This window comes from Microbulbifer maximicatervae (SeqCode), from assembly GCF_052468295.1.
On record NZ_CP174340.1, the window covers coordinates 5,285,001 to 5,303,092 of the forward strand.

The window sequence follows — 18,092 nt, forward strand, 5'->3', positions numbered from 1 at the left end:
GGTGATAGCCCCGTACACGAAAAGGCATTTAGAGTGAAATCGAGTAGGTCGGGACACGTGTTATCTTGACTGAATATGGGGGGACCATCCTCCAAGGCTAAATACTCCCAGCTGACCGATAGTGAACCAGTACCGTGAGGGAAAGGCGAAAAGAACCCCGGAGAGGGGAGTGAAATAGAACCTGAAACCGTATACGTACAAGCAGTAGGAGCCCTTCGGGGTGACTGCGTACCTTTTGTATAATGGGTCAGCGACTTATTGTCTGTAGCAAGGTTAACCGCTTAGGGGAGCCGTAGAGAAATCGAGTCTTAATAGGGCGTTTAGTTGCAGGCAATAGACCCGAAACCCGGCGATCTATCCATGGGCAGGTTGAAGGTTGAGTAACATCAACTGGAGGACCGAACCCACTAATGTTGAAAAATTAGGGGATGACCTGTGGATCGGAGTGAAAGGCTAATCAAGCCGGGAGATAGCTGGTTCTCCTCGAAAGCTATTTAGGTAGCGCCTCGCGTCTCACCCTCGGGGGTAGAGCACTGTTTGGGCTAGGGGGTCATCCCGACTTACCAACCCCATGCAAACTCCGAATACCGAGGAGTGCAATCGCGGGAGACACACGGCGGGTGCTAACGTCCGTCGTGGAAAGGGAAACAACCCAGACCGCCAGCTAAGGTCCCAAATATCAGTTAAGTGGGAAACGATGTGGGAAGGCCCAGACAGCTAGGAGGTTGGCTTAGAAGCAGCCATCCTTTAAAGAAAGCGTAATAGCTCACTAGTCGAGTCGGCCTGCGCGGAAGATATACCGGGGCTCAAACTGATAACCGAAGCTGCGGATGCTCTTAGGAGCATGGTAGAGGAGCGTTGTGTAAGCCGTTGAAGGTGGATCGGGAGGTCTGCTGGAGGTATCACAAGTGCGAATGCTGACATGAGTAACGATAAGGGAGGTGAAAAACCTCCCCGCCGGAAGACCAAGGGTTCCTGTCCAACGCTAATCGGGACAGGGTTAGTCGACCCCTAAGGCGAGGGCGAAAGCCGTAGTCGATGGGAAACAGGTTAATATTCCTGTACTCGCTATTACTGCGACGGAGTGACGGAGAAGGCTAGGCCGGCATGGCGATTGGTTGTCCATGTTTAAGGTTGTAGGCTGGGGACTTAGGCAAATCCGGGTCCCTAAGGCTGAGAACTGATGACGAAGCCCACTTAGTGGGTGAAGTGGTTGATGCCCTGCTTCCAGGAAAAACTTCTAAGCTTCAGGTAATAGTGAATCGTACTCTAAACCGACACAGGTGGTCAGGTAGAGAATACCAAGGCGCTTGAGAGAACTCTGGTGAAGGAACTAGGCAAAATGGTACCGTAACTTCGGGAGAAGGTACGCCGGTTTTGGTGATGGGACTTGCTCCCTAAGCTGAGGCCGGTCGAAGTGACCAGGTGGCTGCGACTGTTTATTAAAAACATAGCACTCTGCAAACTCGTAAGAGGACGTATAGGGTGTGACGCCTGCCCGGTGCCGGAAGGTTAATTGATGGGGTTAGCTTCGGCGAAGCTCTTGATCGAAGCCCCGGTAAACGGCGGCCGTAACTATAACGGTCCTAAGGTAGCGAAATTCCTTGTCGGGTAAGTTCCGACCTGCACGAATGGCGTAACGATGGCCACGCTGTCTCCACCAGAGACTCAGTGAAATTGAAATCGCTGTTAAGATGCAGTGTACCCGCGGCTAGACGGAAAGACCCCGTGAACCTTTACTACAGCTTTGCACTGAACTTTGAGCCTATTTGTGTAGGATAGGTGGGAGGCTTTGAAGCAATGACGCTAGTTGTTGTGGAGCCGTCCTTGAAATACCACCCTGGTATGTTTGAGGTTCTAACTCTGGTCCGTTATCCGGATCGAGGACAGTGTATGGTGGGTAGTTTGACTGGGGCGGTCTCCTCCCAAAGAGTAACGGAGGAGTACGAAGGTGCACTCAGCATGGTCGGAAATCATGCAATGAGCATAATGGTATAAGTGCGCTTGACTGCGAGACAGACATGTCGAGCAGGTACGAAAGTAGGTCATAGTGATCCGGTGGTTCTGTATGGAAGGGCCATCGCTCAACGGATAAAAGGTACTCCGGGGATAACAGGCTGATACCGCCCAAGAGTTCACATCGACGGCGGTGTTTGGCACCTCGATGTCGGCTCATCACATCCTGGGGCTGAAGCCGGTCCCAAGGGTATGGCTGTTCGCCATTTAAAGTGGTACGCGAGCTGGGTTTAGAACGTCGTGAGACAGTTCGGTCCCTATCTGCCGTGGGCGTTGGAGATTTGAGAAGAGTTGCTCCTAGTACGAGAGGACCGGAGTGAACGAACCTCTGGTGTTCCGGTTGTCACGCCAGTGGCATTGCCGGGTAGCTATGTTCGGACGGGATAACCGCTGAAAGCATCTAAGCGGGAAGCCTCCTTCAAGATAAGATCTCCCTGAGGCCTTGAGCCTCCTGAAGGGCCGTGGAAGACTACCACGTTGATAGGCTGGGTGTGGAAGCGTTGTGAGGCGTTGAGCTAACCAGTACTAATTGCCCGTGCGGCTTGACCATACAACAGAGATGGTTACTAACGACTAGCTAAGCTAGCGGATTGTGAGTTAGAGACATACGATCGCTTGCGGTGTATTACTACAGATTGTTTTACCGACTTATTTGGGGTTATCGCCGGTCAACAACATGACCGAGGCAAACAGCGATAACGCGGCAGGCCAAGCACTTTGCTTATAAGACCAACGCCAACCCAAGCCAGTTTGCCTGACGACAATAGAGTTGTGGAACCACCTGATCCCTTGCCGAACTCAGAAGTGAAACGCAACATCGCCGATGGTAGTGTGGGGCTTCCCCATGTGAGAGTAGGTCATCGTCAGGCTTCTAATCCGAAAAGGGCCACCCAACAGGGTGGCCCTTTTTTTTATGGCTGAAAAATATTTTAAAAAACAAAGAAGCTAAGAAAGGGAAGGCAGAAATTACTCAGTAGAAATTAAATAGAAAAAGATAAAAATAGCTCTGAAAAAATTTAATGCTCAACTTTCTATTTAAAAAATCAGTCAGTAATTAAAAAAAGAAAAACCTAAAACTACCTGAGCACCTTAAACAGACGCTCTCCTAAAAAGCCTATAAAAATAGGTCTTTACCGCTCTTCTCTCCAAACGCCTTTACACTCATTCAAAAAATAATCCAACAAAAATAACTCGCGTAAAAACCAGAAAAGTACCCATACCACTCCCGCTAAAAATTAAAATTAGCCGGTAAAAATATCGGTGATTTTTTAGTCTCTGCAGTAATCCCTTGTAACCACGGGGCCTGTAGCCCATTTATTAAAGTTATACACAACTCTATCCAGACTTTCTGTTAGTAACCGCTGGCTGTGGAAATCCACGCAAAAAGTGCTGCTTTTTTACCCGCCTTCAATAGAGCCAAGGAAACACGGGGCTGGCCGGGGATATCCCGGAGTTATACACAGCTCTATCCATGGTTTCTGTTGGTAACAAAGACGCCATAAAACGGACATCAGTTATTAACAGTGTTATGAGCGATAAATCTGTGGATTACTGCGGCTGATTGGTACGCCAGTATGCGAGAGAAGAAAAATTTGGGGATAAAAAAAGCCCCACCAGGTGGGGCTTTAAAAATATCGTCTGTATCTTTTATTTATTCAGAGGCAGTAGGTACTCGGCCCAAGTCTCCTTCCATCTCTGTGGTCAGGAAAGACATTACAACCCAGGCCGCTACATTCTGGCGAAGATTCTCAGGGTCGACTTTATCCAGGGTATCGTTGGGTGTGTGGTGATAATCGAAGTAGTCGGTACCGTCCTGGTATAGACCAAAGGCTGGTACACCACGCGCAACAAACACACTGCTATCTGGGCCACCATAAGATTCATTATTTCCGCGCTCAATACCCAGGGGGGCGAGGAGTTGCATCATTTGATCTGCAATATCAAATTTGCTCTCAGGGAGGCGGGTATCGAAACGCCAGACTTTCCCTGCTCCAAAGTCTGACTCAGAAACGGCAATAATATTGTCCAGCTCTTTTACGTGCGCCTCAACATATTGCTTAGCACCTACCAGACCAATTTCCTCTGCACCAAATAGCACGACTCGCAGTGTACGACGGGGGCGCTGTGGTAGCTCAGCAATGAGACGTGCAGTTTCCATAACAATGGCAACCCCAGCTCCGTCGTCCAAGGCCCCGGTGCCTTCATCCCAGGAATCCAGGTGTGCACCAATAATCATGACTTCTTCAGGTTTCTCACGGCCAGTAATTTCACCGATGACATTAAAAGAGGGGCCGTCACTCAGTCGCTCAGTTTCAACATCAAGTTTTACCTGGACTGGCTTGCCGCGTTGGAGCATAGCCTCGAGCAGGTTTGCATCAGGAGCGGAAAGTGCGAGTGCAGGAACTGGGTTTTCCACATTATCAACCGACATCATACCGGTGTGGGCAAATCGGTCTGAGTCGGTTCCTACGGAGCGCAACAGCATGGCAACAGCCCCTTTTTCAGCGGCAGCACGCATTCCCAGCTTGCGACCTTGCGCTGCAGGGCCGTAGCCATCCCCCGTGCGCGCTCTCTCCATACGCTTATTGATAAAAGCGATTTTACCTTTCACTTGGCTGGCCGGGGCCTTCAACAGGGCCTGCACATCGGGAAACTCAATAATTTCCGCTGTTAACCCTCCCTCAGGAGTGGCGGCGCCATAGCCGAGGGAGGAGACAACTAGTGGCTGGGGGAAAGGGGATATGACTTCGGCGTGAGCATGGCCACGAATCCAGCGGGGTACCTCAATTTGCTCGGTATAGACGCGATCAAAGCCAAATGCCTTCATTTTGTCTTGTGCCCAGGCAACGGCCCTTTCATCGCCCTCAGTGCCTGTCCGTCGTGGTCCAACCTCGACGGTCAAAGACTCTACAATACTGTAGGCGTCGGAGCTTTCCAGTGCCCGGTCACGTAATACTTCCGCCACAGATACATCTTCCTGTGACAGAGGGGCTGCCTGGGCTATTCCCAGTGCCATGGTAGTGATCAGTCCCCCGGTAAGGGAAAGCAGTGGTTTCAACATCGGTCTATCCTTTGTTAATACTCTTCAGTCTTAAGCTTTTGGCTCGTTATTTGATGAGGCCGCGATCAGTTGCTCGCGAATTTCACGTAACTTACGCAGGCCTTTTTCTGTAAATAAGTAGGGCGGTTCGCCAGTATATTCGCTGTCTTCAATATTGAGGCAACGTTGTCGCATCTCTTCAAGCTTTGGGTCGTGTCGCATTGGGCAGGCGAGGAGTGCTCGCCATTCAGTATCGCTGGCTTGCCCGGTGATTACATCTTCAAGGCCCTTAACAAAACTGCCTCGGTCCATTCGAAATCTGGGTCTGCGCAGGTGCATAAGAACCCAAACCACAATAACAAAGGCAATGAAAGAAAGAATAAGCGTTGCCAGCCAGGTCACGATATCAATCCTCCACTAATAGTTTTATTGCCACAGCAATGGTGGCAATAATGATTACCGGTTTGATAATACTGGCACCTCTTGCAATCACGAGGTTGGAGCCGAGACGAGCTCCTACAACCTGGGCAAAAGACATAGCGATAGCGAGCAATAGAAAAATATGGCCTCCAGCGATAAAAATTAGCATAGAGGTCACATTGGTAGCGAGCACAATAGGTTTTGTTGATGCCGTAGCCGCACGCATATTGTAGCCGAGTAGCGCTGCGAAGGCGGCTGCACAGATAGACCCCATTCCAGGGCCAAAGAAGCCCCCGTAAAAGCCGAGCCCACCGCCAACAACTAGATTAAAAGTAACGTTACTGATTCTGGGTTTTGAGTCAATGTCGGAAATGCGAGGGGACAGAATAAAGTAGAGGGCAATAGCAATGAGCAGGATGGGAAGTAAGGTATTGAGACCAGCCTCCCCAAGTGAAGCGACTGTTAAGGTGCCTAGGCAGGAACCGATAATTGCAGCAAGTAGTCCTGGCCAGAGGGGGCGTAAATTCAACTGGCCTTTTTGCAGGAAGTTAATGGTGGATGATAGGGTGCCAAAGACGCTTTGAAACTTATTGGTACCGAGAGCATCGAGTGGGGGAATGCCGGCCCAGAGTAAAGCGGGGAGGGTGATTATTCCCCCTCCCCCGGCGATCGCACTGACAAAGCCTGCGGTAAAGGCGATTACTGTCAGTATCAGGTAGGTATAAGTAGAAAGCTCACTACTTAACTGTATCACGAGTGGACTGGTTACCCCTTTTCAAGAGTACTTTCATTATCGTGGTAATACCCCTGATACTTGCTAAAGCGCTTTTGGATCTCTGCCATATCCTGTTCCAGATCACCGATAGGCTGGTACAGGGAGTCAATGCAAATACGCTTATTGGGAAAGTCCCAGGCAACAAGCAAAATAGGAACTTGAGCGGTATAGGAAATCCTTAAAAAACCGTTCTTCCAGCGCCCTACTTTTTTGCGGGTCCCCTCGGGAGTAATCCCCACCCACATTTTTTCATTTTCCCGGTAACTCGATGCAACTTGTAGAGCGATATTACCTGCGGCGCGCCTATCGGTAGGAACACCTCCAAGCCACATAAATAGTCCTTTAAACGGGAAGAAAAAAGCTTCCTTTTTCATGAGCCAGGAAATTTTAATACCCAATGCCATAATAAATGGCATGGCAACCACAAAATCCCAATTGGATGTGTGGGGAGCCAAAGCCACCATGACTTTTCTTTCTGGAGGGATTTCCCCATCCATTCGCCAGCCGAGCACCTTGATTATCAACTTGCCAATAGCTTTGGTGATGCGATTGCCCAGCCGAGGTACTTCATTGGGTACTTCAGTAGGTATTTCTACAAACTGACTCATTATTTGCCTCTTTCTTACTGCTGTCACACTAAGGTTTCAGCAAAGGTACTTAGCCTTGCTGCTTTAGTGTTCCCGCGTGGCATAAAAGCGAACTTCTGGATAGCGCTCTTCAGCCAATTGTAAATTAACGCGCGTCGGTGCCAGGTAGGTCAGGTGTCCGCTGCCATCGAGTGCCAGGTTGGTACTGGCCTTGCGCTTGAAATTCTCTAGTTCTTTGGCACTTTCACTATCTACCCAGCGCGCAGTGTTCACGTTGACGTTTTCGTAGATGGCTTCAACTTTGTATTCGTCTTTTAATCGGTAAGCGACTACTTCGAACTGTAGTACACCAACTGCGCCCACGATAATGTCGTTGTTATCCAGCGGGAAAAATACCTGGGTGGAGCCCTCTTCAGAAAGTTGCTGAAGCCCTTTTTGTAATTGCTTTAATTTGAGAGGGTCTTTTAAACGTATGCGACGGAACAGCTCCGGGGCGAAATTGGGAATGCCGGTAAATTTCAGTGCTTCGCCTTCGGTAAAGGTATCGCCGATCTGGATAGTACCGTGGTTGTGCAAACCAATAATATCGCCGGCAATGGCCTCTTCTACGTGGGTTCGGTCGCCAGCCATAAATGTCACCGCATCGGCAATTTTTACATCCTTGCCAATGCGCACATGCTTCATTTTCATACCGCGATTGTAGGTGCCGGAGCAGACACGCATAAAGGCAATTCTATCGCGGTGTTTGGGGTCCATATTCGCTTGGATTTTAAAAACAAAGCCGGAGAATTTATCTTCGCTGGGCTCTACTTTTCTCTCTTTGGTTTCCCGGGATTGGGGTGAGGGCGCCCATTCAACGAAACCATCGAGCATTTCCCTTACGCCAAAGTTACCCAAGGCCGTACCGAAAAATACCGGGGTCAGTTCACCGGCAAGATAAGCTTCCTGGTCAAACTCATGAGTGGCTCCACGAACCAATTCAATCTCTTCCCGAATATCCTCGGCGTACTCGCCAAGTAGTGCGTCAGCCTCAGCGGAGTCCAGACCCTTAATTTGAATATCATCGGGAATTCTGTGGCCCTGACCCTGGGAGAATACATGGATGGTATCGGTGTAGAGGTTATAGACCCCCTTGAAACCTTTTCCTGAACTCAAAGGCCAATTGATAGGGGCAGCCTGGATATTCAGAACTTCTTCAATCTCATCCATTACCTCGATCGGGTCGCGAATATCCCGGTCGAGTTTGTTGATAAATGAGAGAATCGGCGTTGTTCGCAAGCGGCACACATTCATCAACTTGATGGTGCGGTCTTCCACACCTTTGGCCCCGTCAATCACCATCAGTGCGGAGTCGACGGCGGTGAGTACCCGATAGGTATCTTCAGAGAAGTCTTCGTGCCCCGGTGTATCCAGTAGGTTTACAGTCCTCTCTTTGTAGGGGAACTGCATAACGGAAGAAGTAACAGAAATACCGCGTTCCTGTTCCATCGTCATCCAGTCAGAGCGTGCGTGGGGACCTTTTTTCCCCTTAACGGAGCCCGCTTGCTGGATTGCATTCCCGAACAAAAGAAGCTTTTCGGTCACGGTTGTTTTACCGGCGTCCGGGTGAGAAATGATAGCGAAAGTTCTACGTCGTTGAAATTGTTGAGAAAAATCTTTATTCACTTAGATTTAACCTTATCTGTGTACGCCCCTGTGTACACATATTGAAATATACCCCAAGGCCGAATCCGAAACGCCGAATTATACCAAATTGGCCTCTGGTTTTGCTCATGGGTGGTGACTAATGAATACTAACTGGTCAGATTAGGTGGTTCCAATAGGATGGGTGGGCTTTTGGCTGTGTACATGTGCGGTCGCTGGAGAGGGTCTATATCAAGAATTTAGGCTTAGATCCGCTGATTAGTTTGTACGCTAGTTGTTTTGTATTGACATGACAGTATTGACATTTGATGACAGTGTGAGGTGGAATGACTAAGGACTTGTTGAAAGTCTTTACACGTCATTTTCAAGGAGCACTGAGATGGAATTTAAACGGAAAATTATTCTTGCCGGAGCACTGCTTGTATCTGTAGCGCACTCCGTACCAGCATTAGCATCTACATTATCAACTAGCATAGAACTCAAAAATAATACGTCATCTGATAATGTGCTCATTAATGGGACAAATACGACCGGCTTCATTTCTCCATTATTTCCGGCCCCGGCAGCTGCTAACAGTTCGACTTTCCATACTTCAACTACTAATGGCTTAGCGGATGCTGGAGTATTAACCTATCAATCATGTAGGTTTAATTGGTCGGTAATCCAGATGAGTGGCTATTATCAATTCTCAATCGGCGCAACCCCCTCATCAAAGTGCAGTTCTGATGTATTGGTTCAGAATGTGTTTACTGGAGAATACAAGATAAGATTTAACATCGACGCTTAAGGGAAGTGTCAATCCTTAGCGAAGGCGAGTAGTACCTGCCATCGCTAAGGATGAGGTGAGGAGCATCTAAGCAGCTACTGGGATTGAAATCTGGGCTTCCCACTGCTCAACATCATCAATCGCCCAAAGGTTGTGACTACCAGAGGCTTTGATTCGTGGTTTGGGGAATGGGTTGGTTTCTCTGTTTACCCATCTAAAAATAGTGCGGCTTGAACAGCGGTAGCGCTCACTTAAATCCTTGGTTGACCAATATCCTTTAATCATCAGATTTTCCTTTCTCGTTGTTTCTTGAAATCAAGTTGCTTATCTCTGCACCAGGGCAAACCCCTGGCCATTGCGTTTGAGTGTGCCCGCCTGTTGCAGGGCGTCGAAAACGGGTTTAACGGTTCCGTGCCTAAGGCGCATATCGTTGATGATGTTGCGCATTACGGGCTTGCGGCCGAACTCTCCGGAGCGGATTCGCTGGGCGAGTTGCTGTTGTTCTTCGCTCAAGTGGGTGGTGTGTAACGGTTGTGTTTCCACCGTTTCAGGCTGTTGCAACGGTGCAGTGGCGCGTTTCGCAACTGTTACGGCGGCGTTAAACGCGAGTAACGCAACCAATCCCACGATGTCGGTGATGATCGCCAGGGCGAGGAAGCCGATATGCTGAACCTTTGCAGGGTCTGTGTTCAGAGTGCCCGCCAAGCTGCTGAAGGCGCTGTGCGTGCTGGGTGTCTGTTCGATTGTGGATAGCTTTTCTATGAGTTGCGTGCGCTCAGCTTCCATTGTGGATAACTGTGCGGCGGTATTAATGGCGCGTTGGCGGTAGCCGTTGTTGGCGTCGGTGTTGATCAGGCCGTTTAGGGTGTTGATCTGCTGTTGCAAACTGTTTAACTGCTGTTGCAACGCTTGGTATTCCTGGCTGTTACGGGTGCTGCGCTGTTGCTGTTCGTCGCTGTGGGTGGCGAGGAATCCGACCGTTGCAACAATGCTGATCACTACCAGCAGAGGCCAGAGGCAGAGCAGGGCATAGCCGCTCTTTTGCCCTTGGCTGCACAACCAAAGGCCCAGTGGGGCGAAGCTGAACTTGCACAGCTCCAGCGCCACCGCAGTGGCCCCGGCCACCACCTGCCCGCCAAGACCTGCGGGCATGGATATCCACAGCTGCACGGTAAATGCGAGGCTGGTGCCGCAGAAGATTAGGGCGGCGATGCCGGTGAGGGATTGCCAGAGTTTCACCTGCTCGCCCCCTTGGTTTCTGAGTGATGCAGGCTTTGAGCTAGTCGGGTGGCTGCTTCTTTCAGGCGAGCATTAAACCAGCGGCGCACTACATAGCCGCGTGCGACGCTGATAACGGTGAAAAAAGCAACTACTCCGAATTGCTGTCCGTAGTTGTACTCAATTCCGGTTAGTAGGGCGGCTAGAGGCCATGCAATGAAAGTAACCAGAAAGCCGATTACGGTGTTGATGCAAGTTTCAATCAATGAACCGAGCTTTGACTGCTCCATCACGCAGCCTCTTCCGTAGAGCGGTTATGCTCAATTGCTCTATCTTTGGGGGCGTTGCGCCAGTCTGGCCAGCTGCGGCCCTCGTTCTCTTCTTGTTTGGCCGTCAACGCTGCCGCTATTTGCTCTGGTGTGTATCCGGCACGCCACGCACCGTCGAAGGATAAAAGGGCCAAGTCAATCCACTCGCTAAGGTCTTGTGGTTTGTTTCTTACCTCGATAATTTCTTTGCTCATATGATCCAAGATGCCTTCAACTCGAGAACCGGGGCCGAAGGTGTTCTTGGAGAACTCGCGTTGCCGGTATAGGTGTTCTACTAGGTTTAGTTTTGCTGTCATATTCATGCTGCTCTCCCTTTTTCCTGTCTACGATTCGGTAGAATCTCTGCCTGCCAGCCGTGGTCTTTGTAGTGGTTGGGGTTGGCTTTGTTTTTGATGGTGTCGAGTTCTGGGCGTACTAATTCGGCTAGGTCATTAAGGCGGACGCCGTAGGCTTCGAACTCGGTCGAGTCTTTATAGAAATCGCCTTCAGAGGTTTTGCACTCAACAAATACCGTCACCTGCCAGTGGTGTTGCCAATTCAATATCTCATGCTGGTAATCAGCGCGGGCGATATCGCCTACGGCGCCGCGTTGGCGGCGGTGGGTGATCTTTAAAATAGGATCGCCGTCGGTATCCAGGCCGGTACTGCTGCGCGCGGTGAGGATCAGGCCGTTTAGCCAGCGGTTTACTCGGCGAGCGCGTTGGGCCTGTTTGCTCATAGGCTTGCGGGTTTTACGCTTGGACACTGCTTTCTTCCTCTGGTGGGTGTCCTGCGCAGCGCCCAGATGAGTCCATGTTGTTGCAGCCGCTAAAGAAGGTAAATCCTTTGTCCTGCTGTTTGCGCAAAAAATCCCGCACCTCAGTTGAAGACAGTTCTCTTCCGGTTTTGGAATCTTGCAAAAGCCCATCTAGCCATTTATCGGACTTCCTCAACGTACTTTGGATTTCAATGCATATATGGTGAGTTACTCCTGATACAAAATTTGTCATGGTATCCCCCGAGTTTATTTATTAATTGCTTCTACCCAGTTAGCCCGCACTGGGCGGGCTTAGAAAGTTATTGGCTGTAGGTCAGGCGGCGTTTGGTTCTGGGTGGGGGCACTCTTGGGGTTTGTCCTCGGTGATTTTTTTATCGTCGATAAGGTAAATTTTTGCCGTATCGGTTTTCTTATCGAAGATCTGGGCCCAGTGTGTGAACAGCTCCTGCTGGGCAATGCGCTCTACCTCTTGGTAGGCTTCTTCTTCGGTGGCGTAGGAGCGTTTGAAATCTTTGATGCCTCCCATTAGCAAGTTATAAGTGCCGGTAAATAGTGCGTATCTTTCCATGGAGTTCTCCAATTAATTAAAATTGGGCTCCGTACCGGCAGCCCTAACGGTTACAGCTGACTGATGCGCCTGGGGCGCGGTTGAAAGTTATTAATCGTAATCGAGGTAAATAGAATCGCCGTAGATTTCATCAATATCGGTAATCAAAGTTCTGCGGGCATATAGCTTGAATAGTTCACCGGGAAGCCCGTAATTAAGTGTGTGGGCCTGCACTCCTCTTCTAAAGTTTTTGCCATCCTCCCGGATAATCGAGATGTAGTGATGCTCTTCATCGCGGTCCTTATAAAGTGAAATCTCAATATTATTGAATGAATATTCACCGTGGAGGATTTTCACTCTTGTAAAATATTCGGATCGCTCCCACTCTAGTCTTATTTCTTCATGCCCTTCACTAAGGTGCTCCTCTTGCCATTCCTTTTTAATGAGTTCTAAAAACTCTTCAGATGTTATTGCAGCCGGAACGGGTTGGAGAGCTTTATTTAATAGTGGTTTTAAATGTGCACCTGCTTGCTCATCTAGAGCTTTGATGTACAGCTCACCGATCATGTCGGTAATATATTTGTTGTACTCGGGCAGGGTTATTTGGTTTGTGCAGATAGAGATTTTATCTTCAATAGCCTTTTTCAAAGACTGACCAAAATCACTATATTCGCGAAGTACTGAATCCAAAATTCCAACAATGGTAGCTTCAACTTTTGAGTCGATAGACTTTTCCAGTTTTCCGCTGTCGATGTACTTACCAAGACTTTCAGTGACGAGTTGCTGTAGTTCCATTTTCAATCCTTTGCTTTTATTTGTGGGTGATTAACTAGCTTCGGGTACGGTTTGTTTTTCGATAAGGTCGCGCATCCAGACCATGCCGTTGGAGGTGACCTTGGTGTTGATGTAAGGCACTGCCACTGGGCCGCGTTTGTATTCAGCGTTTTGTGCAACGAGCAGGCCCTGTGTGGTGGCCCACTTTGTGGGGGAGTTGCGCATGGGTTCTTGGCTGTGTAATAAGCCGTTGTTCCGCATGAGTTTCATTAAATTGTTTCTGCCCATTCCCAATAGGCGGGCGGCTTGGGTGACGGTGAAGGTTTTTTCCTTTCTCACGCTGCCTCCTGATTGTCTTGTTGTGGGGCTTGGCCTTGGATGGCTTCGGAGAGTGTGGCGACTTGTTCGCGCATACTTTTCATTTCAAGTTCTTGCAGCTTCACCTTGGCCTGCAGCTCTTCGTACAGCTCTAAGATTCGGGTGAATTCATTCATGGCCGGTCCCCGTTTTTTTGAACTTCCTTTCTCTACCGATGGCGGGTTCCCAGTATCGGCAGGGTTGGCAATTCCAGCCGCGTAATTGCAATTGCCCATTAAATACAGGCCCTGCTGGCTTGCCGCAGTGAGGGCAGGGCATTTGCGGTAGCGGCTGGGCTTGGTTCACGCGGCTTCCTTCCTCTGGATTTCCAAGTGATTCCAGTCGCGGTAGAGGGTGTGGAATTTTTTCTCACCATCCGTAATGACGTTTTCAGGTGATCTGCCGTGGTAGCGCAGATTCATCACGTTGATTGCGTGTTGGAAGTTGTCGCCATCCAGTAACGCAAGGTCTGCTACGGGGACTGAAAAGTCGTAGCTATTCCAGGCGGAAAGCAAAACCAGTGCGGCAATTTTGCTGGCTCCAGAATTTCCATTGGCGACGGTGAGCAGGGTTTCCACACTGTGGGCTGGGTTGTTCTGGTTCATGCGGCATCACCTCCAAACGGTGGCCAGTTGTTATTTACTGGCTTTGCGGTGGTGGGTTTTGGCTGCACTAGACGGGTGCCAATTTTGTGGACGGCGTTGGCAATATCGATGCGGCGCTTGAGGCGGTCGATATTGTTTTTACTCATCGCCGTGGGGTGTACAAACACGGTGGCGGTCATGCGATTCCCTCCCGGTTGTTTCGGATGGTTTGTGAGGTGAGGCGGCGTTGGAATCGGGTGCGTAGCTGTTCTTGCTCTGCGCCAATTCCGCTGACAATCGTGGCGATCAGGACGAATTGAATTAATCCGTGTTTTACCGCCTTGGCCACGGCGTCAGTGCTGTTGCGGGCGTGCAGTTTGTAGAAGCACTCCGCGAGCAGGTTGCTGACGTTGGTGACGGAGCACTGCATAGCCTGGGCGGTTTCCCGGTTTGAGAGCCCTCGGGCGCGATGTGTTAGCGCTTCCGCTTGGCGTGGTGCCAGTAACAGGTAATGAGGTGGTGTCTTATGTTGTGTGGCCATCAGTTGTAACCCACATGTTTATTTGTTGTGCTGAGGGTAAACGTGTGGGTTATTTGTTGTCAACAGGTGGTTTGTTTAAATTGATAAAACTTGTGTTTAATCTTGAGCCAATCAAAACAAGGGAGTGTGATTATGAGTTTCTTGATGTTTCTAGGATTGGTTGGGTTAGTTGGCCTATTGTGGCTTCGATATCATTTTGTCTGGAGCAAAGATGAATCTGAGGACAGGGTTAAGCTAGAAAATGAACGCTTAACAGATAACCATCTAGTTCGTGCTCAGGTTACTTCTAAAGAGGAAGTTGGTGACAGAGAAGTAAAGGATAAAGATGCCTGGGAGGGGAGCTTTTTTGATGCTGAAAATCCCCTGACCGTCAGTGCACACTTACAGTTCAACTATAGGGATGGTAATGGAAAGCAGACAAACCGATCTGTTTTGGTTAAGCAGTTTGATGAAACATTACACGAAGGATTGCTAATAGCACACTGTGAATTAAGGGATGCAAATCGTACCTTTCGCTTTAGCCGTATGAAAAACTGCGTTGATTTGGAAACTGGGGAGTGTATTAGCAGTGTCAGGGATTTTCTCGTCGCCAAATATGAGGAATCGCCAGAGAGAAGTGTCGATGTTTTTGAGACTGATTTTTTAGATGTTCTAAAAATTCTGTATTTTGTAGCGAAAGCGGATGGTCAGTTTAGGAAAGAAGAAAAAGCTGTTGTTACGGATTATGTGCGCACTCTGGTTAAGGATGATCGGGTAACTATTCAGATGGTTGATAACGCAATTCGTAATTATGATATTCCTTCCTTGGCAGGCTTTAAGAGATCCGTTGGGAAAGTTGTTAGAGGGCGGAAGGTTGATTTAGATTCTTTGATTGAGTGCTGTGAAAATATAGTCAATACACAAAAGACAGTTCATCCTTCAGAAAAAGCTGCACTTGATTATCTGGAGAAGAAGCAAGAGGAGGTGCGAGCTTGATAGTCATTCTGGTTACTTGCCCTCCTCATTTCGTGTGTGGTTTTGACCTTGAGTGTATTGATCTCTAATTGAGGTTTACTCGGGGTAGTAGGAACCGATAATCACTCCGCAAAATGTTACATCTAAGTCTGTGATGTCCATAGTGGGATAGCTTGGATTAATGGGGCGTAGGAATAAGCGTCCCATATCTTCTGCAAATGTCTTAAATGTGGCCTCACCATTTAGGCGAGCGATTACACGACTGCCATTGGTCACAGGCTTTTCAGGATCTACAAAGATAATAATGCCTTCAGGGTAGCTTCTTTGCCCAGGGTAGGGACTTGCCATGCTGTCGCCCTTTATCCGCAGTGCGTAGGCTCGATCAGAGTGGGCCGTTGGGCAAGGGAGCCACTCTTCAGCATCACAGGGTTCCAAAAGATCCATTGCTTCACAGAACTTCCCAGCTTGCACCCAGCTAATAAGCGGAATGCGCCCCTTGATGTCTGGGCCTTGGGTAAAGTTTTTAGGCTCGGGAGCATAGCGTTCAAGGCTCTGTGGATAATCCATCCATCCTGATTTTAAGCCGAGTGCACCTTCAACCTTTCTAGCTGTACGTGAACCGATATTGGTGTGACCGGTACAGAGTTGATTTAGGTAGTTGTTATCGGGGTACTCAAGTGTTTGGGAAAGAGTTGCTCTTCCATGTTTTTCAGCAAGAAGGTTGAGGTTGTTTCTGCGGATAACCTCTATGGTGGAATCTGCGATTGATTCTGCGATCCAGCTGATATCAGTTGGCTTACAGTCGAGCATTTGTGCAACTCGTACTGAGTGCGCGGCTGCAACACCTCTTTTCCGCCAATGAGTGATCGTTTGTGGGTTTACACCCAGCTGGCGCGCAAGGTCAGCCCATTTGATTCCGGCATTACGAGCCAGCTCCTCAAATTTGGCGCCTTTTACTTTTGATTCTTCAGAACGTTTCTTTTCCATAACCATGAAGTTTACACGCGCACCTATTGCGCGGACAGAACCCACATGTTTATACTTGAGATGTAAACAAGTGGGATATATCCATGACTGACGCTATCGAAGATGCAATAGAGTACTTTGGCTCTGCCCGAGGCTTGGCCGGACAGGTTGGTGTTTCGTCTATGGCGGTGAGCCACTGGAAAAACCGAGGGGTGCCGATCACTAGAGCGATACAGATCGACTCGTTAACAAATGGCCGAGTGTCTAAGGAGCGTTTGCGGCCTGACATCTTCGCTCCTGTAGATGCAAACAATGACGCCCAAGTATCTGTAGAAGTTCAGCAGGCAAGTTAAGGCCGTGCGGGTTCGTTTCAGAAACCAGAATAACGATCATTTTCAATTCCCCATTTTATTGTCCTGCCATTCTGCGGTTTTTGATGATTGGGATTAATTCATTGCGGTATATGGGGATTTATACAGGGTGTGTCAGATACCCAAGAAAGGGCCGGTGAGGGACGCCAATCCGGCCCGCTTTGAAGACTGCGGGAAAGACCGCTGACAGCCGGGAAAGACCGGCACTCATTTCTCTGCGCTTTGGGCGTCTCTGTAGGGTGTTGTTCGCCGTGCGCGAATAGTGAAATCAAGGATAGGTAAAAACAATATGACCCATTCATTATTTTTCTGGGGGGCTGCTGCATGATTCGTCGAAGTGCTCGGCCGTCTTCAAATTACTTGGTGGTCTCAAATTCCGTTGTGTGTGATCGCCGTATTTCATTCGCTGCTGGCGGCTTGCTTCTGCACTTGCTGTCGAAGCCGGATCACTGGGAGGTTTCGCCTTCAGCACTGGCCAAAGAGGCTCAGGAGGGCAGGGACAAGATCTACAAGCTGCTGGGTGAGTTAATCGATGCTGGTTATTGCCAGCGAATTACTCGGCGTGGTGAGCGGGGGAAAATAGTCGGTATGGACTATGAGATCTCTGATACACCCATTGACTCAAAGTCAGATTCTGAACCACTTCCTGAAAAACCGGATACGGTTTTGCCGGATACGGTTTTGCCGGATACGGTTTTGCCGGATACGGTTTTGCCAGATACGGTTTTGCCGGATCGGGTTTTTACGACACAAGAAAGTAAAGATACTAAGAAAGTAACCACTCTAGAAAATAACCAGAGAGAGGGCGGTCAGGGTGGTGCCCTTGCTGTCCGTCAGGAACCCGCCCCGCCATCGAAGCGTGGTACCCGCCTTCCCGATGATTGGCAGTTAACCCAAGAATTTTACGATGAGGCGGCCAAGACGCGGCCAGAGGTGATGCATCAGATCTACGACATTGCGGCTAGCTTTGGTGATTACTGGAAATCTCAGTCGGGCAGGCAGGGGGTGCGGTGCGATTGGTTGGCGGTGTGGCGCAATTGGGTGAGACGTGAAAAGTTTATTCCACCGCAGCGAATAGCGTCCAAGCAGCGAACACGGGACCGGCCAATCGGTGAAATGCTGACAGACACTGGCTGGTAAACACGGATTTTCAAGGAGCGATGCTATGACCGTTGTGACTCTGACAGAAGCCCAAAAGCGAATTATGACTACCGTTGCGAGTAGACCCTTAGCGGTATTTCGCACGGATAACCCTCGCCAAGTGGATTTGGTGTTTGCCCATACGGTGGTGACTCAAAATAAAATTCGACAGGTGCATGAGGATTATTTGGGGACTTTCCATCGGGATAATCTGCATGTGGCGAGAAAGGTTTTTCAGGAGCATTTCGATAGTTTTCAGCAGGCTGCGTAATTGTTCCGGTTGAGGTTACCGTTTGATGTCTTGGG

The 18,092-nt window shown here is 49.2% G+C and carries 24 protein-coding genes and 2 rRNA genes (1 of these 26 only partly in view); 7 read left to right on the forward strand and 19 right to left on the reverse strand.

Features of this window, described 5'->3' with window-relative positions; all coding sequences use genetic code 11:
* Together ACJJIQ_RS23390 and rrf are read left to right on the forward strand one after the other, a co-directional pair.
* Window positions 1–2,566 (forward strand): 23S ribosomal RNA (locus tag ACJJIQ_RS23390) (it extends 316 nt beyond the left edge of the window).
* A 203-nt stretch (window positions 2,567–2,769) separates the two neighbouring features.
* Window positions 2,770–2,885: ribosomal RNA gene (rrf, locus tag ACJJIQ_RS23395) — 5S ribosomal RNA — on the forward strand.
* Window positions 2,886–3,667: 782 nt separating this feature from the next.
* On the opposite strand, the gene ACJJIQ_RS23400 is transcribed toward rrf, so the two are convergent.
* From ACJJIQ_RS23400 to ACJJIQ_RS23420, 5 genes are all read right to left on the reverse strand, one after another.
* Window positions 3,668–5,077 carry a M20/M25/M40 family metallo-hydrolase gene (locus ACJJIQ_RS23400; RefSeq protein ID WP_445363148.1) on the reverse strand — a complete coding sequence of 470 codons (1,410 nt, stop codon included), beginning with the start codon at window positions 5,075–5,077 and terminating at the stop codon, window positions 3,668–3,670.
* 30 nt (window positions 5,078–5,107) lie between these two features.
* On the reverse strand, window positions 5,108–5,458 hold the full coding sequence (locus ACJJIQ_RS23405; RefSeq protein WP_282934336.1) for a hypothetical protein: 351 nt from the start codon (window positions 5,456–5,458) through the stop codon (window positions 5,108–5,110).
* A gap of 4 nt (window positions 5,459–5,462) precedes the next feature.
* Window positions 5,463–6,230, reverse strand: a complete 768-nt coding sequence (locus ACJJIQ_RS23410) for a TSUP family transporter (protein WP_444892752.1) — start codon at window positions 6,228–6,230, stop codon at window positions 5,463–5,465.
* Between the two features lie 11 nt (window positions 6,231–6,241).
* On the reverse strand, window positions 6,242–6,859 hold the full coding sequence (locus tag ACJJIQ_RS23415; RefSeq protein ID WP_444906448.1) for a 1-acyl-sn-glycerol-3-phosphate acyltransferase: 618 nt from the start codon (window positions 6,857–6,859) through the stop codon (window positions 6,242–6,244).
* A gap of 63 nt (window positions 6,860–6,922) precedes the next feature.
* Complete coding sequence (locus tag ACJJIQ_RS23420; RefSeq protein ID WP_445363149.1) at window positions 6,923–8,503, reverse strand: peptide chain release factor 3; 1,581 nt, start codon at window positions 8,501–8,503, stop codon at window positions 6,923–6,925.
* 358 nt (window positions 8,504–8,861) lie between these two features.
* Here ACJJIQ_RS23420 and ACJJIQ_RS23425 point away from each other — a divergent pair, with 358 nt between their 5' ends.
* Window positions 8,862–9,269: a hypothetical protein gene (locus ACJJIQ_RS23425; RefSeq protein ID WP_445363150.1), complete on the forward strand. Its 408-nt coding sequence runs from the start codon at window positions 8,862–8,864 to the stop codon at window positions 9,267–9,269.
* 66 nt (window positions 9,270–9,335) lie between these two features.
* Here the strand turns inward: ACJJIQ_RS23425 and ACJJIQ_RS23430 are convergent, their stop codons facing one another.
* The 13 genes from ACJJIQ_RS23430 to ACJJIQ_RS23490 all read right to left on the reverse strand — a co-directional run bounded on the left by ACJJIQ_RS23430 (window position 9,336) and on the right by ACJJIQ_RS23490 (window position 14,355).
* Window positions 9,336–9,533, reverse strand: a complete 198-nt coding sequence (locus ACJJIQ_RS23430) for a helix-turn-helix transcriptional regulator (RefSeq protein ID WP_445363151.1) — start codon at window positions 9,531–9,533, stop codon at window positions 9,336–9,338.
* A 39-nt stretch (window positions 9,534–9,572) separates the two neighbouring features.
* Entirely contained in the window at window positions 9,573–10,487 is a 915-nt protein-coding gene (locus ACJJIQ_RS23435; protein WP_445363152.1) for a hypothetical protein, read from the reverse strand.
* Window positions 10,484–10,756: a DUF7220 family protein gene (locus ACJJIQ_RS23440; RefSeq protein WP_445363153.1), complete on the reverse strand. Its 273-nt coding sequence runs from the start codon at window positions 10,754–10,756 to the stop codon at window positions 10,484–10,486. The genes ACJJIQ_RS23435 and ACJJIQ_RS23440 overlap by 4 nt, the downstream gene beginning before the upstream one ends.
* Window positions 10,756–11,097 (reverse strand): dATP/dGTP pyrophosphohydrolase domain-containing protein, encoded by a 342-nt coding sequence (locus ACJJIQ_RS23445; RefSeq protein ID WP_445363154.1) that lies wholly within the window; start codon window positions 11,095–11,097, stop codon window positions 10,756–10,758. Before ACJJIQ_RS23445 ends, ACJJIQ_RS23440 begins: the two co-directional genes overlap by 1 nt.
* A complete protein-coding gene (locus tag ACJJIQ_RS23450) occupies window positions 11,094–11,540 on the reverse strand; it encodes a hypothetical protein (RefSeq protein ID WP_445363155.1) in 447 nt (148 codons plus the stop codon). Before ACJJIQ_RS23450 ends, ACJJIQ_RS23445 begins: the two co-directional genes overlap by 4 nt.
* Window positions 11,527–11,784, reverse strand: a complete 258-nt coding sequence (locus ACJJIQ_RS23455; RefSeq protein ID WP_445363156.1) for a hypothetical protein — start codon at window positions 11,782–11,784, stop codon at window positions 11,527–11,529. Before ACJJIQ_RS23455 ends, ACJJIQ_RS23450 begins: the two co-directional genes overlap by 14 nt.
* An 81-nt stretch (window positions 11,785–11,865) precedes the next feature.
* Entirely contained in the window at window positions 11,866–12,120 is a 255-nt protein-coding gene (locus ACJJIQ_RS23460) for a hypothetical protein (RefSeq protein WP_445363157.1), read from the reverse strand.
* Window positions 12,121–12,210: 90 nt separating this feature from the next.
* Complete coding sequence (locus ACJJIQ_RS23465) at window positions 12,211–12,894, reverse strand: hypothetical protein (RefSeq protein ID WP_445363158.1); 684 nt, start codon at window positions 12,892–12,894, stop codon at window positions 12,211–12,213.
* Window positions 12,895–12,924: 30 nt separating this feature from the next.
* Entirely contained in the window at window positions 12,925–13,212 is a 288-nt protein-coding gene (locus ACJJIQ_RS23470; RefSeq protein WP_444919084.1) for a phage antirepressor KilAC domain-containing protein, read from the reverse strand.
* Window positions 13,209–13,367 (reverse strand): hypothetical protein, encoded by a 159-nt coding sequence (locus ACJJIQ_RS23475; protein ID WP_445363159.1) that lies wholly within the window; start codon window positions 13,365–13,367, stop codon window positions 13,209–13,211. The genes ACJJIQ_RS23470 and ACJJIQ_RS23475 overlap by 4 nt, the downstream gene beginning before the upstream one ends.
* Before the next feature lie 165 nt (window positions 13,368–13,532).
* Window positions 13,533–13,835: a DUF7673 family protein gene (locus ACJJIQ_RS23480; protein WP_445363160.1), complete on the reverse strand. Its 303-nt coding sequence runs from the start codon at window positions 13,833–13,835 to the stop codon at window positions 13,533–13,535.
* The gene (locus ACJJIQ_RS23485; RefSeq protein ID WP_444914662.1) at window positions 13,832–14,014 is read right to left on the reverse strand and encodes a hypothetical protein; all 183 of its coding nucleotides are present in this window, start codon (window positions 14,012–14,014) and stop codon (window positions 13,832–13,834) included. Before ACJJIQ_RS23485 ends, ACJJIQ_RS23480 begins: the two co-directional genes overlap by 4 nt.
* Window positions 14,011–14,355, reverse strand: a complete 345-nt coding sequence (locus ACJJIQ_RS23490) for a response regulator transcription factor (RefSeq protein WP_445363161.1) — start codon at window positions 14,353–14,355, stop codon at window positions 14,011–14,013. Before ACJJIQ_RS23490 ends, ACJJIQ_RS23485 begins: the two co-directional genes overlap by 4 nt.
* 132 nt (window positions 14,356–14,487) lie before the next feature.
* Between ACJJIQ_RS23490 and ACJJIQ_RS23495 the strand changes: the two genes are divergently transcribed.
* Window positions 14,488–15,330 carry a hypothetical protein gene (locus tag ACJJIQ_RS23495; RefSeq protein WP_445363162.1) on the forward strand — a complete coding sequence of 281 codons (843 nt, stop codon included), beginning with the start codon at window positions 14,488–14,490 and terminating at the stop codon, window positions 15,328–15,330.
* Between the two features lie 75 nt (window positions 15,331–15,405).
* Here ACJJIQ_RS23495 and ACJJIQ_RS23500 read toward each other — a convergent pair whose 3' ends face one another.
* The gene (locus ACJJIQ_RS23500; protein WP_445363163.1) at window positions 15,406–16,296 is read right to left on the reverse strand and encodes a S24 family peptidase; all 891 of its coding nucleotides are present in this window, start codon (window positions 16,294–16,296) and stop codon (window positions 15,406–15,408) included.
* Window positions 16,297–16,379: 83 nt separating this feature from the next.
* On the opposite strand from ACJJIQ_RS23500, the gene ACJJIQ_RS23505 reads away from it, so the two are divergent.
* The 3 genes from ACJJIQ_RS23505 to ACJJIQ_RS23515 all read left to right on the forward strand — a co-directional run bounded on the left by ACJJIQ_RS23505 (window position 16,380) and on the right by ACJJIQ_RS23515 (window position 18,057).
* Window positions 16,380–16,628 carry a transcriptional regulator gene (locus tag ACJJIQ_RS23505; RefSeq protein ID WP_445363164.1) on the forward strand — a complete coding sequence of 83 codons (249 nt, stop codon included), beginning with the start codon at window positions 16,380–16,382 and terminating at the stop codon, window positions 16,626–16,628.
* Between the two features lie 342 nt (window positions 16,629–16,970).
* On the forward strand, window positions 16,971–17,786 hold the full coding sequence (locus ACJJIQ_RS23510; RefSeq protein WP_445363165.1) for a hypothetical protein: 816 nt from the start codon (window positions 16,971–16,973) through the stop codon (window positions 17,784–17,786).
* Between the two features lie 25 nt (window positions 17,787–17,811).
* Window positions 17,812–18,057: a hypothetical protein gene (locus ACJJIQ_RS23515; protein ID WP_444914654.1), complete on the forward strand. Its 246-nt coding sequence runs from the start codon at window positions 17,812–17,814 to the stop codon at window positions 18,055–18,057.
* The last annotated feature ends 35 nt before the right edge of the window (window positions 18,058–18,092 follow it).

What these genes read in the sequence shown, in the direction of transcription:
- ACJJIQ_RS23500 (WP_445363163.1), bottom strand. Translation starts at nt 16,296, where the DNA reads ATGGAAAAGAAACGTTCTGAAGAATCAAAAGTAAAAGGCGCCAAATTT.
- ACJJIQ_RS23485 (WP_444914662.1), bottom strand. Translation starts at nt 14,014, where the DNA reads ATGACCGCCACCGTGTTTGTACACCCCACGGCGATGAGTAAAAACAAT.
- ACJJIQ_RS23425 (WP_445363150.1), top strand. Translation starts at nt 8,862, where the DNA reads ATGGAATTTAAACGGAAAATTATTCTTGCCGGAGCACTGCTTGTATCT.
- ACJJIQ_RS23475 (WP_445363159.1), bottom strand. Translation starts at nt 13,367, where the DNA reads ATGAATGAATTCACCCGAATCTTAGAGCTGTACGAAGAGCTGCAGGCC.
- ACJJIQ_RS23400 (WP_445363148.1), bottom strand. Translation starts at nt 5,077, where the DNA reads ATGTTGAAACCACTGCTTTCCCTTACCGGGGGACTGATCACTACCATG.
- ACJJIQ_RS23490 (WP_445363161.1), bottom strand. Translation starts at nt 14,355, where the DNA reads ATGGCCACACAACATAAGACACCACCTCATTACCTGTTACTGGCACCA.
- ACJJIQ_RS23465 (WP_445363158.1), bottom strand. Translation starts at nt 12,894, where the DNA reads ATGGAACTACAGCAACTCGTCACTGAAAGTCTTGGTAAGTACATCGAC.
- ACJJIQ_RS23460 (WP_445363157.1), bottom strand. Translation starts at nt 12,120, where the DNA reads ATGGAAAGATACGCACTATTTACCGGCACTTATAACTTGCTAATGGGA.
- ACJJIQ_RS23455 (WP_445363156.1), bottom strand. Translation starts at nt 11,784, where the DNA reads ATGACAAATTTTGTATCAGGAGTAACTCACCATATATGCATTGAAATC.
- ACJJIQ_RS23415 (WP_444906448.1), bottom strand. Translation starts at nt 6,859, where the DNA reads ATGAGTCAGTTTGTAGAAATACCTACTGAAGTACCCAATGAAGTACCT.
- ACJJIQ_RS23495 (WP_445363162.1), top strand. Translation starts at nt 14,488, where the DNA reads ATGAGTTTCTTGATGTTTCTAGGATTGGTTGGGTTAGTTGGCCTATTG.
- ACJJIQ_RS23515 (WP_444914654.1), top strand. Translation starts at nt 17,812, where the DNA reads ATGACCGTTGTGACTCTGACAGAAGCCCAAAAGCGAATTATGACTACC.
- ACJJIQ_RS23445 (WP_445363154.1), bottom strand. Translation starts at nt 11,097, where the DNA reads ATGAATATGACAGCAAAACTAAACCTAGTAGAACACCTATACCGGCAA.
- ACJJIQ_RS23430 (WP_445363151.1), bottom strand. Translation starts at nt 9,533, where the DNA reads ATGATTAAAGGATATTGGTCAACCAAGGATTTAAGTGAGCGCTACCGC.
- ACJJIQ_RS23505 (WP_445363164.1), top strand. Translation starts at nt 16,380, where the DNA reads ATGACTGACGCTATCGAAGATGCAATAGAGTACTTTGGCTCTGCCCGA.
- ACJJIQ_RS23510 (WP_445363165.1), top strand. Translation starts at nt 16,971, where the DNA reads ATGATTCGTCGAAGTGCTCGGCCGTCTTCAAATTACTTGGTGGTCTCA.
- ACJJIQ_RS23440 (WP_445363153.1), bottom strand. Translation starts at nt 10,756, where the DNA reads ATGGAGCAGTCAAAGCTCGGTTCATTGATTGAAACTTGCATCAACACC.
- ACJJIQ_RS23480 (WP_445363160.1), bottom strand. Translation starts at nt 13,835, where the DNA reads ATGAACCAGAACAACCCAGCCCACAGTGTGGAAACCCTGCTCACCGTC.